Annotated in this window: 12 protein-coding genes; all 12 read right to left on the bottom strand. The window is 61.3% G+C overall.

The window, feature by feature from the left end:
- Positions 1–219: 219 nt before the first annotated feature.
- Positions 220–1,401: an acetyl-CoA C-acetyltransferase gene (locus PKE98_RS24795; protein ID WP_271198124.1), complete on the bottom strand. Its 1,182-nt coding sequence runs from the start codon at positions 1,399–1,401 to the stop codon at positions 220–222.
- A gap of 100 nt (positions 1,402–1,501) precedes the next feature.
- On the bottom strand, positions 1,502–2,380 hold the full coding sequence (locus PKE98_RS24800) for an oxygenase MpaB family protein (protein WP_271198125.1): 879 nt from the start codon (positions 2,378–2,380) through the stop codon (positions 1,502–1,504).
- Positions 2,381–2,432: 52 nt separating this feature from the next.
- The gene (gene acs, locus PKE98_RS24805) at positions 2,433–4,370 is read right to left on the bottom strand and encodes an acetate--CoA ligase (RefSeq protein ID WP_271198126.1); all 1,938 of its coding nucleotides are present in this window, start codon (positions 4,368–4,370) and stop codon (positions 2,433–2,435) included.
- A gap of 268 nt (positions 4,371–4,638) precedes the next feature.
- Positions 4,639–6,303 (bottom strand): glucose-6-phosphate isomerase, encoded by a 1,665-nt coding sequence (pgi, locus tag PKE98_RS24810; protein WP_271198127.1) that lies wholly within the window; start codon positions 6,301–6,303, stop codon positions 4,639–4,641.
- Between the two features lie 170 nt (positions 6,304–6,473).
- Positions 6,474–6,854, bottom strand: coding sequence for an aspartate 1-decarboxylase (gene panD / locus PKE98_RS24815; RefSeq protein WP_271198128.1), 381 nt, complete (start codon positions 6,852–6,854; stop codon positions 6,474–6,476).
- Positions 6,855–6,923: 69 nt separating this feature from the next.
- Positions 6,924–7,784: a pantoate--beta-alanine ligase gene (panC, locus tag PKE98_RS24820; RefSeq protein WP_271198129.1), complete on the bottom strand. Its 861-nt coding sequence runs from the start codon at positions 7,782–7,784 to the stop codon at positions 6,924–6,926.
- Positions 7,781–8,581, bottom strand: a complete 801-nt coding sequence (gene panB, locus PKE98_RS24825) for a 3-methyl-2-oxobutanoate hydroxymethyltransferase (RefSeq protein WP_271198130.1) — start codon at positions 8,579–8,581, stop codon at positions 7,781–7,783. The genes panC and panB overlap by 4 nt, the downstream gene beginning before the upstream one ends.
- Positions 8,582–8,748: 167 nt before the next feature.
- Positions 8,749–9,240 (bottom strand): 2-amino-4-hydroxy-6-hydroxymethyldihydropteridine diphosphokinase, encoded by a 492-nt coding sequence (gene folK, locus PKE98_RS24830; protein ID WP_271198131.1) that lies wholly within the window; start codon positions 9,238–9,240, stop codon positions 8,749–8,751.
- The gene (locus PKE98_RS24835; protein WP_271198132.1) at positions 9,240–10,637 is read right to left on the bottom strand and encodes a polynucleotide adenylyltransferase PcnB; all 1,398 of its coding nucleotides are present in this window, start codon (positions 10,635–10,637) and stop codon (positions 9,240–9,242) included. The genes folK and PKE98_RS24835 overlap by 1 nt, the downstream gene beginning before the upstream one ends.
- A 718-nt stretch (positions 10,638–11,355) precedes the next feature.
- The gene (locus PKE98_RS24840) at positions 11,356–12,783 is read right to left on the bottom strand and encodes a sigma-54-dependent transcriptional regulator (protein WP_271198134.1); all 1,428 of its coding nucleotides are present in this window, start codon (positions 12,781–12,783) and stop codon (positions 11,356–11,358) included.
- 4 nt (positions 12,784–12,787) lie between these two features.
- Positions 12,788–15,760: a sensor histidine kinase gene (locus PKE98_RS24845; protein ID WP_271198135.1), complete on the bottom strand. Its 2,973-nt coding sequence runs from the start codon at positions 15,758–15,760 to the stop codon at positions 12,788–12,790.
- Positions 15,744–15,920, bottom strand: a complete 177-nt coding sequence (locus PKE98_RS24850) for a hypothetical protein (RefSeq protein ID WP_108100001.1) — start codon at positions 15,918–15,920, stop codon at positions 15,744–15,746. Before PKE98_RS24850 ends, PKE98_RS24845 begins: the two co-directional genes overlap by 17 nt.
- Positions 15,921–15,992: the final 72 nt, after the last annotated feature.

Consider the following 15,992-nt stretch of genomic DNA (forward strand, 5'->3'; position numbering starts at 1 on the left):
TTTGGGGCTGTCCCGCCAGCAGAACAAATTCACGCCTTATCGACATAGTGCTGCGCTCCGGCCAAGGCATCACTCGATCTCCCGATTCGATGAAGCCTTTAAGCCTAAATGCGTTACCTATGTCTCCCGACACCCGTTACCTATGTCCCCCGGCTGAACACTTTGCGCACCGTGGCGATATCGGGGAGATCGCTGGTGCGCGGAGCACACCCTACGAGATCAAGCGCGTTCCAGCGCCAACGCCACGCCTTGCCCACCGCCGATGCACAAGGTCGCCAACCCCTTCTTGGCATCACGCTTGATCATTTCGTGCAGCAAGGTCACCAGCACGCGGCAGCCTGATGCGCCAATGGGATGGCCGATGGCGATGGCGCCGCCGTTGACGTTCACTTTGCTGGCGTCCCAACCCAATTCCTTGCCCACCGACAGTGCCTGTGCGGCGAAGGCTTCATTGGCTTCGATCAGGTCCAATTGGTCGAGGGTCCAGCCGGCCTTTTCCAGGCAGCGTTTGGTCGCCGACACCGGGCCGATGCCCATGATCGCCGGGTCCACACCGGCATTGGCGTAAGCGGCGATTTTCGCCAGCACCGGCAGGCCGAGAGCTTTGGCTTTTTCCGCGCTCATCAGGATCACGGCAGCAGCGCCGTCGTTCAGGCTGGAGGCGTTGCCGGCGGTTACGGTGCCGTCTTTTTTGAAGGCTGGTTTCAGCTTGGCCAGCGCTTCGGCGGTGGTGCCGGCGCGCGGTTGTTCGTCAGTGGCGAAGACAAGCGGGTCGCCTTTGCGCTGGGGAATCAGGATCGGGGTGATCTCGTCCTTGAAGCGCCCGCCTTCGATGGCGGCTACAGCTTTTTGCTGCGAACCGGCGGCAAAGGCGTCTTGTGCTTCGCGGCTGATGTCGTACTTATCCACAAGATTCTCGGCGGTGATGCCCATGTGGTAATCGTTGAAGGCATCCCACAGGCCATCGGTGATCATGCTGTCGATGACCTGCGAGTGGCCCATGCGCAGGCCGGTGCGAGCGCTGGGCATGACGTATGGCGACAGGCTCATGTTTTCCTGGCCACCGGCGATGATCACGTCGGCATCGCCACAGCGAATGGCTTGTGCACCCAGGTGCAGGGCTTTGAGGCCCGAGCCGCAGACTTTATTCAGGGTCAGCGCCGGTACGGCCACCGGCAGGCCGGCCTTGATGGCGGCCTGGCGCGCCGGGTTCTGACCGGCGCCGGCGGTAAGTACCTGGCCGAGGATTACTTCATCCACCTCGGCGCCATCGAGGCCGGTCTGTTCCAGCAGCGCGCGGATAACGGCGGCGCCCAAGTCCACGGCAGGAACACCGGCGAGCGAGCCCTGAAAGCTGCCGACGGCAGTACGGGTGGCGGCAACGATTACGACGTCTTGCATGGCGCGAATCCTCATCTAAGCAGGGCGCGGCCAGGCCGCGGCGGGCGGTTATGGTGGCACAGGGGCGGGGCCGCAGCCACACGCATGGCTGACTAGCGGGTCAGCGCAGCGCAGGTAAGCCCATGCGTTTGCGCGCCCGGTGATAGGCGCCGCTGCGCACGGCCCAGCGCAACAACGGCGCGCTACGTTTTACCGCGCTGCGTATTAGCAGACGTTGGCGTTCCGACAGTTGCAAGCCCAGCATATCGGCCGCCCACGGCGGTAACAGGTCGATGCCGGCACGCATCATCAGCGCCCCAAATGGCTTGGCCACGGTACTGGGTGCCGGCGCATTGAACAGCACGTCCATGATCTCGAGACTGCGTTCATCGCAGAGCAGTTGCGGGCGAATGCGCTGCAGATAATCGGCGACTTCCTGGCAACTGCGCGGCACGTCAGTGGCACCCAGGCGTTCGGCAATCAAGGCGATTTCGGCGTAGTAGCGGTCTTGCTCTGCTGTGGATAAGTTCGGATTGCAGTAGCGCAGGTGCGCCGCCAGAAAACTGCTGACTTCGGCCACATGCACCCAGGTGAGTAACGCCGGGTCGCTGGCGGCATAGGGGCGGCCGTCCTTGGCGGTGCCGGTGACCTGCAGGTGAATGGTGCGTACCTTGTCGATCAGCCAGTTGGCGTCTTTGGTTGAGCCATAGGTGGTGCCGGAAATAAATTGTCCGGTGCGGCGCAGGCGGCCGAGCAGGTCTTCGCGAAAATTCGAGTGGTCCCACACCCCGGCCAACGCCAGTGGATGCAGGGCTTGCAGCAGCAGGGCGCTGATGCCGCCGATCATCATGCTGGTGAAGTCGCCATGCACGCGCCAGCATACGGCGTCGGGGCCAAACAGGCCGGGGTCGCCAGCGGGCTGTTCAAAGTCGATTTGTCCGAGCGCCAGGCCGGTAAGGCTTAGCACTTGGCGTTCGATGCGCTGGCGCAGAAATTCCATCGGTAACTCAAGGTCAGGCCCGGCGCCGCATCAGCAGCGCCGGGCGCGCAGGCTAACGGTTCAGGCGGTTGTCGATCAGGCTGTCTACCACGGACGGGTCGGCCAGGGTCGAGGTGTCTCCCAGGCTGTCCAGTTCGTTGCAGGCAATCTTGCGCAGAATGCGCCGCATGATTTTGCCCGAGCGGGTTTTTGGCAAGCCCGGCGCCCATTGCAGCAGCTCCGGTTTGGCAAAGCTGCCGATTTCCTTGCCGACCAGGGCCAGCAGTTCTTTCTGCAGTTCGTCGCTCACCTCGATGCCCTGCATCAGGGTAACAAATGCATAGATGCCCTGGCCTTTGACGTCGTGTGGATAACCCACCACCGCGGCTTCGGCTACCGCGTCGTGCAGCACCAGGGCGCTTTCCACTTCGGCAGTGCCGATACGGTGGCCGGAGACGTTGATCACATCATCGATACGCCCGGTAATCCAATAGTCCCCATCGGCATCGCGGCGCGCGCCGTCGCCGGAGAAGTAGTAGCCGGGGTAGGGCTTGAAGTAGGTGTCGATCATCCGTTGATGGTCGCCATACACGCTGCGGATCTGGCTTGGCCAGCTGGCTTTCATCACCAGCACGCCAGCGCCAGCACCTTCGATTTCCTTGCCTTGCTCATCCAGCAATGCCGGCTGTACGCCGAAGAATGGCTTGGTCGCCGAGCCGGGTTTCAGCACTGTGGCGCCCGGCAGCGGGGTGAGCATGATGCCGCCGGTTTCGGTCTGCCACCAGGTGTCGACAATTGGGCAGCGGCATTCGCCGACCACATTGAAATACCACTCCCAGGCCTCCGGGTTGATCGGCTCGCCGACGCTGCCGAGCAGGCGCAGGCTGGCGCGGGACGTTTTTTCAACCGGCGCCGAACCTTCGCGCATCAACGCACGCAGGGCGGTGGGGGCGGTGTAGAAGATGTTCACTTCATGCTTGTCGATCACTTGCCAGAAGCGCGAGCTGTCCGGGTAATTGGGCACGCCTTCGAACACCAGGGTGGTGGCGCCGTTGGCCAGCGGGCCGTAGACGATATAGCTGTGGCCGGTCACCCAGCCGACGTCGGCGGTGCACCAGTAGATATCGCCTTCGTGGTAGTCGAACACGTACTTGTGGCTCATGGCGGCCACCAGCAGGTAGCCGCCGGTGGTGTGCAGCACGCCCTTGGGTTTACCGGTGGAGCCCGATGTGTAGAGGATGAAAAGCGGGTCTTCTGCGTCCATCGGCTCTGGCGGGCAGTCACTATCGGCGGCGCTTACGGCCTCGTGGTACCAGAGGTCACGGCCTTCGCTCCAGGCCACGTCACCCTGGGTGCGTTGCACCACCACCACGGTCGAAACGTTCGGGCAACTTTCCAGGGCCTTGTCGACATTCTTCTTCAAAGGCACATATTTGCCGCCGCGCACGCCTTCGTCGGCGGTGATTACGGTACGACAGTCGGCGTCCAGAATGCGGTCACGCAGGGCGTCCGGGGAGAAGCCGCCAAACACCACCGAATGCACCGCGCCAATGCGCGCGCAGGCCAGCATGGCGTAGGTGGCTTCCGGCACCATGGGCATGTAGATGCACACCCGGTCGCCTTTCTGCACGCCACGGCCTTTCAGCACATTGGCCAGGCGGCTGACATGGTGGTGGAGTTTTTTGTAGGTGATATGCGCCGACTCGCTGGGGTTGTCGCCTTCCCAGATGATGGCCACCTGGTCGCCACGTTTTTCCAGATGACGGTCGATGCAGTTGTAACTGACGTTGAGCTTGCCGTCCTTGAACCAGGTGGCATGGCCTGTGCGCATATCGCCGTGGTACACGCTGCGCCAGGGCTCAAACCAGTCGAGAAACGCCTTGGCCTGTTCGCCCCAGAATTGCTCGGGCTGCTCGATGGATTGCTGGTACAGGCGCTGGTAGCCCGCATTGTCGAGCCAGGCGCGCTCGCGCACGGCATCGGCTACCGGGTGGTCGGAGATCTTGAACATGGCGGAGTCCTTGTTTTTGTTGACCGCTAGTTATGACCGCTGAATGTAGGAAACGGTGAAGCTAAAGATAGACCGCTAGGGTGCACTCTAGGCGGCGCGAGGTACAACCCCTCCTTTTTCCAGGCCTGCCCTATCGAGGCTGAAGCCTCTCCTACAGGAGGAAATGAGGTCCCTTGTTGGAGAGGCTTCAGCCTCGAGCTGTTGATTTCTAAAGGCATAAAAAAACCGGCCTGGGACAAGCAGGCCGGTTTTTTGGAACGCTACACAATCAACCACGGTGACGGGCGCGGAAATAGTCGATCAGACCCTGGGTGGAGGCATCTTCAGCTGGCTGTTCGTTACCGCCAGTCAGACGCTGATAAACGCCTTTGCCCAGCTCCTTGCCCAGCTCCACACCCCATTGGTCGAAGGCGTTGATGCCCCAGACCACGCTTTGCACAAACACCTTGTGCTCATACAGCGCCACCAGGCCGCCGAGACGGCGGGGGCTGATACGTTCCATAGCCAGGGTGTTGCTCGGGCGGTTGCCAGGAATGACTTTGTGCGGCGCCAGGCGCTCGACTTCCTCTTCCGGCAGGCCTTTGCTGCGCAGCTCGGTTTCAGCTTCGTCGCGGGTTTTACCCAGCATCAGCGCCTGGCTCTGCGAGAGGCAGTTGGCGTACAGCCATTGATGGTGGTCGGCCACCGGGTTGTAGCTGACTACCGGCACAATAAAGTCGGCCGGAATCAGTTGGGTGCCTTGGTGCAATAACTGGTGGTAAGCGTGCTGGCCGTTACAACCCACACCACCCCAGATCACCGGACCGGTTTCGCAGGTAACCGCGCTGCCGTCCTGGCGCACGCTTTTGCCGTTGGACTCCATGTCCAGCTGCTGCAAGTGCTTGGTGATGTTACGCAGGTAGTGGTCGTACGGCAGGATCGCGTGGCTTTGCGCGTCCCAGAAGTTGCCGTACCACACGCCGAGCAAGGCCAGCAGCACCGGCATGTTCTTCTCGAACGGTGCGGTCTGGAAGTGCTGGTCCATGCTGTAGGCGCCGGAGAGCAGTTCCTTGAAGTTGGCCATGCCGATGGCCAGGGCGATTGGCAAACCAATGGCTGACCACAGCGAGTAACGCCCGCCCACCCAGTCCCACATCGGGAAGATGTTCTCTTCGCGGATACCAAAGGCCACCGCCGCATCGCGGTTGCTGGAAACGGCGATGAAGTGTTTGTACAGATCACCTTCCGAGCCGCCTTGGGCCAGGTACCAGCTGCGGGCGGCCTGGGCGTTTTTCAGGGTTTCGAGGGTGTTGAAGGATTTGGACGAGACAATAAACAGGGTGGTCTCGGCTTTCAGGCCTTCGGACAGCTCGTGGAATTCACTGCCGTCGATGTTCGCCAGGTAGTGGCAGCGTACGCCGCGCTGGGCATAGGGCAGCAGCGCTTCGGAAACGAGCTGCGGGCCGAGGAACGAGCCACCGATACCGATGTTCACCACGTCGGTGATTGGCTTCTCGGTATAACCACGCCACAGACCGTTGTGAATGCGGGTGACCAATTCGGTCATCTGGTTGAGTACGCGGTGCACATCGGGCATCACGTTGACGCCGTTCACCGTCAGGCGCTCACCCACCGGGCGACGCAGCGCGGTGTGCAGCGCCGGCCGGCCCTCGGAGGCGTTTACCAGCGTGCCGTTGACCATTTCACTGATGGCGTCTTTGAGGCCGACTTCTTCTGCCAGTTTCACCAGCAGGTCGCGGGTTTCGGTGGTGATCAGGTTTTTCGAGTAGTCCAGAAACAGGCCGCAGCTGCTCAGGGAGAATTCGTTGAAACGCTTGTCGTCGGAGTTGAAGGCTTCCCGCATGCTGAAGTCTTGCATGGCTTCGCGGTGCTGGCGCAGTGCCTGCCAGGCCGGCAAGGAGGTAACGTCGAGTGGATGTTGGTAGTACGCCATAGCCTGCAAATTCCTTTCTGACTAACGTGAGAAACCTATGACCATTAAAAAGCCCGGACGGCTCCGGGCTTTTATCTTAGCGAGTAACGCCGCTGGTGCTGTCACATACGGTCACAGCGGCTTTCGTGCCAACTGCGCGGTCGGGACGGCGGTGCATCATAGCGACCTTGTTACGCGACTTGAACAGGTATGGCATCGCTGGTGTGGCTGAGTTCATTGCCCGGCGCCATATATAGCATCTTGGGTTTGAAATTCAGCAGCTCGGCTTCGCTGTAGTGGGCATAGGCGCAGATAATCACGCGGTGACCGACGTGCGCCTTGTGCGCCGCTGCGCCGTTGACCGAGATGATGCGCGAGCCTTCTTCGCCACGGATGGCGTAGGTGGTGAAGCGTTCACCGTTGTCGACGTTGTAGATCTGAATCTGCTCGTACTCACGAATGCCGGCCAGGTCCAGCCACTCGCCGTCGATGGCGCAGGAACCTTCGTAGTCGAGTACCGCGTGGGTCACTTCGGCGCGGTGCAGTTTGGCCTTGAGCATAATGGCGTGCATGGCGACTCCTTGGCGGCGGCGCCTTTTGTTATTGGACGGGCGCCGCAGGTTTTATGTGTGGGGGGACGTTCAGGCGCCTTCAGGCAACTCGAAGGCAATGTTGTCGATCAGGCGCGTGGTGCCGACGAACAGAGCGACCAGAATCACCAGGTTGCGGTCCTCGGCGGTAACCGGCCGCAGGTTGTCGGCGCGGCGCACTTCCAGGTAGTCCATGCGAAAGCCGGCGCCTTCCAGCTGCTGCTTGCCTTCGACGATCAGTGCCGGGTAATCACGGGCACCGGCCTTGATGGCCGTGGCCATCTGGTGCAGGCACTGATAGATGGCGGGTACCGCAGCGCGCTGGGTGGCGTCGAGGTAACCGTTGCGCGAGGACAGCGCCAGGCCGTCGTCGGCGCGCACAGTCGGTTCGCCAATGATCTGGATCGGCATATTCAGGTCGCGCACCAGAGTGCGGATCACGGCCAGTTGCTGGTAATCCTTCTGGCCGAAAATGGCGATGTCTGGCTGCACCATCTGGAACAGCTTGGTGACCACGGTGGAGACACCGTCGAAGTGCCCTGGGCGACTGCCGCCGCACAGGCCTTCGGAAACCCCGGAAACATGCACGATGGTTTGCGCGGCCATGCCGTCGGGGTACATCTCTTCTACGCTGGGGGCGAACAACAGTTGGCAGCCGGCTTCAATTAGGCGTTCTTTGTCGGCGGCCAGGGTGCGCGGGTAGCCTTCCAGGTCTTCTTTCGGCCCGAATTGCAGGGGGTTGACGAAGATACTGGCGACAACGAAGTCGACCCGTTGGGCGGCTTTTTCTACCAGCGCGGCGTGGCCGGCGTGCAGATTGCCCATGGTCGGCACCAGGCCGATATCTTTGCCCTCGGCACGCGCCTGGGCGACAGCGGCGCGTAGCTCGCGGACGGTGGTAACCGTGTTCATGCAGAGAATCCGTGTTCAGCGGCAGGGAATGAGGAATCTTTGACCGCCGCGACATAGGCGCTAATGGCGCCGTCGATGCTGGTCTGGCCGACCATGAAGTTCTTCACGAACTTGGGCATGCGGCCGGTGAGGGACAGGCCGAGCATGTCGTGCAATACCAGCACCTGGCCGTCTGTGGCGTTGCCGGCACCAATGCCGATAACCGGAATTTTCACCGCGTCGGTGATTTCGGCCGCCAGTTCGCTGGGCACGCACTCAAGCAGCAGCATGGCGGCGCCGGCCTGTTCCAGGGCAATGGCATCGCTGCGCAGCTGGCGCGCCTGGGCTTCGTTACGGCCCTGCACTTTATAACCACCGAGCACGTTCACCGATTGCGGCGTGAGGCCCATGTGGATGCAGGTGGGTACGCCGTTGTCCGCCAGGCGGCGAACGATCTCGGCCAGGAAGGCGCCGCCTTCGAGCTTGACCATATGTGCACCGGCCTGCATGACCGCGGCGCTGTTGACCAGGGCTTGTTCGAGGGTGGCATAGGCCATGAAGGGCAGGTCGGTAACGATAAAGGCACCACGGTTGCCGCGCTTGACGCAGGCGGTGTGGTAAGCCATGTCCGCAACACTGACCGGCAGGGTGCTGTCATGGCCTTGTACGACCATGCCCAGGGAATCCCCCACCAGCAGAACTTCCACGCCAGCCTTGGCGGCAACGGAAGCGAAAGTGGCATCGTAGGCAGTGAGCATGACGATTTTCTCGCCTTTTTGATTCAGCTCTTGCAGGGTGCTCAGGGTAACGTCAGGCATCATATTGGTCCTCTTAGAGCCTCGCGCGCACCGGCGCGGGGCAACGGGACGCCTATAGTCGTGATGCGAAAGGGCGAAGTCAATTGCAGGTGTTACCGACTTGTTACTGGCGTTACCGCCAATGCCACGCTTGTAGTTTTACTACCTCAGCCCAGCAACCATGCCGGTTACAGCGAAGCAGGCAGGCGTTCCAAGCCCTCGAAGGGGCATGCCTGGAGCAAGTCGGGAAGCCGACGGCCATCGGCCAGGGTTAATTGTGGCGCGAGTTCGGCGAGTGGATAGAGGACGAACGGCCGTGCATGCATATGGTAGTGCGGCACTTGCAGGCGGGGTTCGTTAAGCAGGCGCTGGCCGAAGGCGAGGATATCCAGGTCCAGCGTGCGCGGGCCCCAGCGTTCGGCTTTGCGTTCACGGCCTTGTTCGCGTTCGATGGTTTGCAGGGCGTCGAGCAACTGCAGCGGTTCGAGCGTGGTGTCCAGTGCCGCTACCGCATTCACATAACGCGGCTGGTCGGCGGGGCCGAGCGGGTCGCTGCTATAGAAGGAGGAGTGTTGCGCGAGGGTGCTGTTCGGCAACTGCGCCAGCGCCGCCAGGGCGCCGCGCAATTGTTGCAGGGGTTCGGCCAGGTTGCTGCCCAGGCCGATATACACACGTTCCATCAGTCTTGCGCCGGGCTCGGGGTAGCACCGCGTTTGCGGTTGCCGCCACGACGGCGTTTGCGTGGGGCGCTGCCGGTTTCGTCCGGGTTGGCGGCCAGCTCGCGAATCATGGCGCGGCGCTCGCTGTCGGTGCAGTCCTGATAATCGGTCCACCAGTCGCCCAAGCCGTTGGTTTTCTCGCCGGCGCTTTCGCGCAGTAGCAGGAAGTCATAACCAGCGCGAAAGCGTGGGTTTTCCAGCAGTAGGTCGGCGCGTTTGCCGCTACGACGTGGCAGGCGCTCCTGCATGTCCCAGATTTCGCGAATCGGAATGGTGAAACGCTTCGGCACCGCGATGCGCTGGCATTGTTCGGCGATCAGTTCGTGGGCGGCTTCCTGCATCGCCGGGATCGGCGGCATGCCACGGTCTTGCAGCTTGATCACGCGGGCCGGCAGGGCAGGCCAGAGCAGCGCGGCGAAGAGGAAAGCGGGGGTAACCGGCTTGCCGTCTTCAATGCGTTGGTCGGTGTTGATCAAGGCCTGGCTGATCAGGTTGTAGGTGTACTCGGGGCTTTGCTTGAGTGCAGCGGCACTGGCCGGGAACAGCGGCTCGAACAGGTCGTACTCCAGCAGCAGTTCAAACACATGCTCGGCGTAACCGGACAGGAACAGCTTGAGCACTTCATCGAACAGGCGGGCCGAAGGGATATCGCGCAGCATCTTGGCCAGGCGCGGAATCGGCTCGGCGCTGTGGCTTTCGATTTCGAAGTCGAGCTTGGCGGCAAAGCGCACGGCACGCAGCATGCGCACCGGGTCTTCGAGGTAGCGTTTTTCCGGGTCGCCAATCAGGCGGACCTGGCGGTTACGAATGTCGTGCATGCCGCGGGCGTAATCGAGGATGCGCTCGCCGGTGACATCGAAGTACAAGGCATTGATGGTGAAGTCGCGGCGCTGGGCGTCGTCTTCGAGGCTGCCATACACGTTGTCACGCAGAATGCGGCCGCTTTCGTTGCGCGAGGACTGATTGCTGTCTTCGTCTTCCTCGCTTACCGGGTGGTTGGCACGGAAGGTGGCCACTTCAATGATTTCGCGGCCGAAGTGCACGTGCACCAGCTTGAACCGGCGACCGATCACCCGCGCATTGCGAAACTCGGCGCGTACTTGCTCGGGCGTAGCGCTGGTGGCGACGTCGAAGTCTTTGGGTTCAATGTCCAGCAGCAGGTCGCGTACGCAGCCACCGACCAGGTAAGCCTGGTAACCGGCGTTTTGCAGGCGTTCGACGATGCTCACCGCATAGCGACTGATATGCGCGCGGCGCAGCGGGTGCTGGTGACTGGTCACCACTTCGGGGGTGCTGCGCGGATGCTGCTTGGCGCGGCGCAATGGAGAACGTAGGGACTGGAACAGCTTTTTCAGCATGGGATGCACTGTTTGACGGGATGACCGGCCAGAAAAGGAAATGACCGCATGATGGCTGCGGATTCTAGCATTGTGTCGGGGGATGGTGTAGGACGCTGCGAAAGAGGGGTATTGCGAGCCAAGCGGGGTGTTACCGGAGGAGGGTAGCGAAAGCTACTGGGGGAGCCGAAGCTCCCCCCCAAGTAGGTGCGTGCTTTATTTTTATTATTATGTCGGGCTTGTTGTTTTTGTTTGTTGACCCGTTCCATCGGCCTAGTGGCCTCAGGAAAAACCTCCAATTTGGAGGTTAATAGCAAACGGATTGCTTTGGATGCTGATGTAGCCATGATCATTCGATCCAACCAGTTCGGGCTCTGCCTAGTAGCAGTTTTGTTGTTCTCAGCCTGGTCGCGGGGCGAACCCCAAAAGCCATTCCTCTCCAAAAGAATCAGTTAGCTGCGCCTCCCGCGATTTTGTTTTTGTTGTGCTGGAGTCGGTACGTCTTATTTTTATTGTCTTTGGCGTTGCTTGTTATTGTTGTTGTACCAAACATATAGCAGAAGCCGTGCCAGTTTTAGTGAATCGTTGTAAATCAAGGGTTTAGCTAAATTCACTGTGTCAGAACAGGCACAAAAAAGCCGGGTTTCCGTTACCGTTAGACCCGGCTTTGTTACGCGATATTGAAGCGGTAACAAAGTGTGGCGACTTGGCGCGCACGACCTGTGTTACCGCCACGCTGTCAACCCTCGAGCGCCGCGCCGGTTTTGCGCCGTGGAATGCCCAGGCGCTGACGACGCTCCCACAGGCATTTGCGGCTGATGCCCAATTTGCGCGCCAGCTCGGTTTCAGTCATGTGGTCCTGGTGCTCAAGAACGAAGTGCTGGAAGTAGTCTTCCAGGCTCAGGTCTTCGGTGGGCTCGTGGGCGTTGTTACTGGTGTGGGCGAGGGGAGCGCCGAGGAAATCGCCGTCTTCGAGATCGTCCAGTTCCACATCTATACCCAGCAGCTCTGCCGAGATATCCGAACCTTCACAGAGGATGACGGCACGCTCGATGGCGTTTTCCAGCTCGCGCACGTTACCCGGCCAGGTGTAGTGACGGATGGCCTGTTCGGCATCGGGGGCAAAGCGCAAGTCGGTGCGGCCCATCTTGGTCGATTGGCGGATGAGGAACAGCGCCGCAATTTCGCTGACGTCCGCGCCTCGCTCACGCAGCGCCGGCAACTTCAGGGCAATAACGTGCAGGCGGTAGAAAAGGTCTTCACGGAACTGGCCGGTTTTGGCCAGGGTTTTCAGGTCGCGGTGGGTCGCCGCAATCAGGCGCACATCCACCTTCTGAGATTGCACCGAGCCGACGCGGCGAATCTCGCCTTCCTGTAACACGCGTAGCAGGCGCGCCTGCGCTTCCAGGGGCAGCTCACCGATTTCGTCGAGGAACAGGGTGCCGCCGTCAGCCGCTTCCACAAGACCGGCGCGGCCAGCGCTGGCACCAGTGAACGCGCCTTTTTCGTGGCCGAACAGCTCGGACTCGATCAGCGTTTCCGGAATGGCTGCGCAGTTCACCGAAATCATCGGCGCCTTGGCGCGCTTGGACAGGTTGTGCAGGGCGCGGGCCACCAGCTCTTTACCGGTACCCGATTCGCCTTGAATCAGCACGGTGGAATCGGTAGGGGCGACCTTGCGGATTTTGCTGTACAGCTCCTGCATCGAGGGGCTGGAGCCGATGATACCGATCTCGCCGTTACTGTTACCGGCGACGGCCTTGTCACCGCCGCGGCTGCCATTGCTGGTGCTGGCGGCCGGTGCCGGCTTGTTGTCCTGGCGGTCACGCAGAATGCGCGCTACGGCCTGAAGCATTTCGTCGTGGTCGAACGGTTTGGCGATGTAATCCACCGCGCCCATTTTCATGGAGTCGACCGCCGAGCGCAGGCTGGCGTAGCTGGTCATGATCAGCACCGGAATGCCCTGGCCGAGTTTGATCAGCTCGGTGCCCGGCGCGCCCGGCAGACGCAGATCGCTGACGATCAGGTCAAAGCTGGGAATGCTGAAGCGTTCCTGGGCCTCCTGCACGGAGCCGGCTTCGCTGACTTCGTACTGGTTGCGCTCCAACAGGCGGCGCAGGGCGGAACGGATAATGGTCTCGTCTTCGACGATCAGAATATGTGGCATGAATTCAGCTCTCTCGACGATCTCTGGTCACTACGGACGTCGCTTCGACATGTCGCGGTAACGTTACCCGAATCCGGGTTCCGCGTTGTAGCTCCGGGTCTGCCGGGCTGTCGATGGTTATTTGCCCATAATGCTCTTCCACGATGGAATAGACCAGAGCGAGGCCCAGGCCGGTTCCTTCACCGGGGTCTTTGGTAGTAAAGAAGGGTTCGAACAGGCGGTCCATGATCGCTTTGGGAATGCCGGTACCTTCATCTTCGACGATCAAATCCACGGTCTGTTCGCTCGCTTCGCTTTTCACCCGGATGGCGCCGCGCGCAGGCGAGGCGTCACGGGCGTTGGACAGCAGGTTGATCAGCACTTGCGCCAGGCGCTGCGGATCGCCCACGGCCCAATGGTCCGGGTCGCACAGATTGAAGAACTGCACTTCGATGCTGCGCCGGTTCAGGGCCAGGAGACCAATGGCGTCTTGCGCCACCTCGGCCAGGCACACCGGCTCTTCGGACTGCTGGTGCGCGCCGGCATGGGCAAAGCTCATCAGCGACTGCACGATGCGCGACACCCGTTTGGTCTGCTCGATGATCTGACTGCTGATTTCCGCCAGCTCGGGATCGGTTTCCCGTTCTTCGCGCAGGTTCTGCGCCAGGCAGGCAATGCCGGTGATCGGGTTGCCGATCTCATGCGCCACGCCGGCGGCCAGGCGGCCGATGCTGGCCAGGCGCTCGGAGTGCACCAGCTTGTCTTCGAGCATCTGTGTTTCGGTGAGGTCTTCAACCAGTAACACAAGGCCGGTGTTACCGGGTGCCAGGGGCTCGTCGATGGCGGCTTTGTGCAGGTTCAGCCAGCGAATCTGGCCGTCTAGGGCCAGGCGTTGTTTGTGCAGATGCTCGTCGGGCAGATTGATAAAGCCTTCGAGCAATGCCTTCCACGGTTCGCCAATGGTCGACAACCGCGAGCCGACCACGCGGTGGGCGACGATGCCGGTGAGGTCTTCCATTGCCCGGTTCCACATCAGAATTTCCTGGTCCTTGGCCAGTGAGCACACGCCCATCGGCAACTCTTGCAGGGTTTGCCGGTGGTAACGGCGCAGGGCGTCGAGCTCGGCGGCCAGGCCCGTCAGGCGCGAGTGGTAGTCCTCGAGGCGGTTTTCGATGAAGTGGATATCTTCGGTCACATAGCTTTCGCTGCCGGACTTGTACGGCAGGAAGGTCTCGACAATATCCTGTGCCACGCTCGGGCCCATGAGGCCGGAGAGGTTGGCCTCGATCCGGTCGCGCAAGCGGCGCAGGGCATACGGTCGGTTCTCGTCGAACGGCAGGTGCAGGTCACGCAGTGCCTGCTCCACTTCCCGTTGCGCGGTTTTGGCGCCCAGTGGTTTGGCCAGTTGGGTGGCGAATTCCTGTGGCGAGGTGGCCAGCAGTTCGCGGCGTTGCGGGCGGCGCACGTTATCCACCGCGCAGGCTTCGGCGGCGCTTTCTTCCTCGGGGCTGGACTCGGTAAACAGCGACACCAGGGTAAACACCAGCACGTTGGCCGCCAACGAGGCGATGGCCGCCAGGTGCCAACTGGTGTCGTCCAGCACGTAGGCAAAGTTGAACAGCGGAATATAAATGCCCTGCACATTACCAATCAGCGGTAACAGCATGCTCGCGGTCCACACCGAAATGCCCACTAGCAGCCCGGCGATAAAGCCTTTGCGGTTGGCGGTCGGCCAGTACAGCACCGACAGCACGCCCGGCAGAAATTGCAGGGTGGCGACGAAGGCTACGATGCCGAGGTTGGCCAGATCCTGCTCGGCACCCAGCAACAGATAGAAACCATAACCGGCGGCGATGATTGCGATGATCAGGGCGCGGCGCGTCCATTTCAGCCAGCGGTAGATATTGCCTTGGGCCGGCGGCTGATACAGCGGTAACACCAGGTGGTTGAGGGCCATGCCCGACAGCGCCAGGGTGGTGACGATGATCAGGCCGCTGGAGGCTGACAATCCGCCCACATAGGCAAGAAGCGCCAAGGTGTCGTTGTTCACCGCAATGCCGATGCCGAGGGTGAAGTATTCCGGGTTGGTCGTGGCGCCCAGCTTCAGACCGGCCCAGAGAATCAGCGGTACCGTCAGGCTCAGCAACAACAGGAACAACGGCAGGCCCCAGCTGGCGCTGACCATGGCGCGCGGGTTGAGGTTTTCCGTGAAAGTCATGTGATACATGTGCGGCATTACGATCGCCGAGGCGAAGAAAATCAGCAGCAGCGTGCGCCACGGCCCTTCTTGCAGCGGCGTATGCAGCGCGGCCAGGGTGGCCTGGTTTTGCAGCAGCCACAGTTCGAGTTCATGCGGGCCGCCGAATACGCCGTACAGCGCGTACAGGGCGATACCGCCAAGGGCAACCATTTTCACGATGGATTCAAACGCGATGGCAAATACCAGGCCTTCGTTCTTGCCCCGGGTGGCGATATGGCGAGCGCCGAACAAAATGGTGAAGAGGGTGATCAGCGCGCAGTAGCTCAGCGCCACCCGCTCATGCACCGGCTCGCGGGTCAGAATGCCAATGGAGTCGGCCACCGCCTGGAACTGCAGGGCCAGCAGCGGTAACACGCCAATCAGCATAAACAGTGTGGTTAGCGCCCCGGCCCAGGTGCTGCGAAAGCGGAAAGCGAACAGGTCGGCCAGCGACGACAGCTGATAGGTGCGGGTAATGCGCAGGATGGGATAAAGCAACACCGGCGCCAGCAGAAATGCCCCGGACACCCCAAGGTAGCTGGCCAAAAAGCCGAAGCCATATTGGTAGGCCAGCCCCACCGTGCCGTAGAAGGCCCAGGCGCTGGCGTAGACGCCGAGCGACAAGGTGTAGGTCAGCGGGTGCGACACGATCCAGCGCGGAATGATGCCGCGCTCACTGATCCAGGCCACGCCGAACAGTACAAGTAGGTAGGCAGCGCTGATCAGGATCAGCTGACTCAGGCTAAAGCTCGTCAGCATCACGTCCGCTCTGCAAGATAAAGGTCACCACGATAAGGATCAGCCACAGCAGGTACGGCCGGTACCAGGCGCCGGTCGGGTCGATCCACCAGTCCATGATGGCCGGGGAGAAGAGATAAATCCCCACCACCAGAAGTAAGACCAATCGGTAGATGTACATGCCGTTTCTCGTGGTTGGCGAGCGGCGATGGTAACGGAATGATGGTGAGGGCTGGAAGCGGTCGAGACCGTG

This window comes from Pseudomonas turukhanskensis (genome assembly GCF_027922365.1).
GTDB classification, from domain to species: Bacteria; Pseudomonadota; Gammaproteobacteria; order Pseudomonadales; family Pseudomonadaceae; genus Aquipseudomonas; species Aquipseudomonas turukhanskensis.

Bases quoted from the DNA above. Each gene is read 5' to 3' on its own strand.
- PKE98_RS24845 (WP_271198135.1), bottom strand. From the start codon at position 15,760: ATGCTGACGAGCTTTAGCCTGAGTCAGCTGATCCTGATCAGCGCTGCC.
- acs (WP_271198126.1), bottom strand. From the start codon at position 4,370: ATGTTCAAGATCTCCGACCACCCGGTAGCCGATGCCGTGCGCGAGCGC.
- PKE98_RS24840 (WP_271198134.1), bottom strand. From the start codon at position 12,783: ATGCCACATATTCTGATCGTCGAAGACGAGACCATTATCCGTTCCGCC.
- PKE98_RS24795 (WP_271198124.1), bottom strand. From the start codon at position 1,401: ATGCAAGACGTCGTAATCGTTGCCGCCACCCGTACTGCCGTCGGCAGC.
- panD (WP_271198128.1), bottom strand. From the start codon at position 6,854: ATGCACGCCATTATGCTCAAGGCCAAACTGCACCGCGCCGAAGTGACC.
- pgi (WP_271198127.1), bottom strand. From the start codon at position 6,303: ATGGCGTACTACCAACATCCACTCGACGTTACCTCCTTGCCGGCCTGG.
- PKE98_RS24800 (WP_271198125.1), bottom strand. From the start codon at position 2,380: ATGGAATTTCTGCGCCAGCGCATCGAACGCCAAGTGCTAAGCCTTACC.
- folK (WP_271198131.1), bottom strand. From the start codon at position 9,240: ATGGAACGTGTGTATATCGGCCTGGGCAGCAACCTGGCCGAACCCCTG.
- PKE98_RS24850 (WP_108100001.1), bottom strand. From the start codon at position 15,920: ATGTACATCTACCGATTGGTCTTACTTCTGGTGGTGGGGATTTATCTC.
- panC (WP_271198129.1), bottom strand. From the start codon at position 7,784: ATGAACACGGTTACCACCGTCCGCGAGCTACGCGCCGCTGTCGCCCAG.
- panB (WP_271198130.1), bottom strand. From the start codon at position 8,581: ATGCCTGACGTTACCCTGAGCACCCTGCAAGAGCTGAATCAAAAAGGC.
- PKE98_RS24835 (WP_271198132.1), bottom strand. From the start codon at position 10,637: ATGCTGAAAAAGCTGTTCCAGTCCCTACGTTCTCCATTGCGCCGCGCC.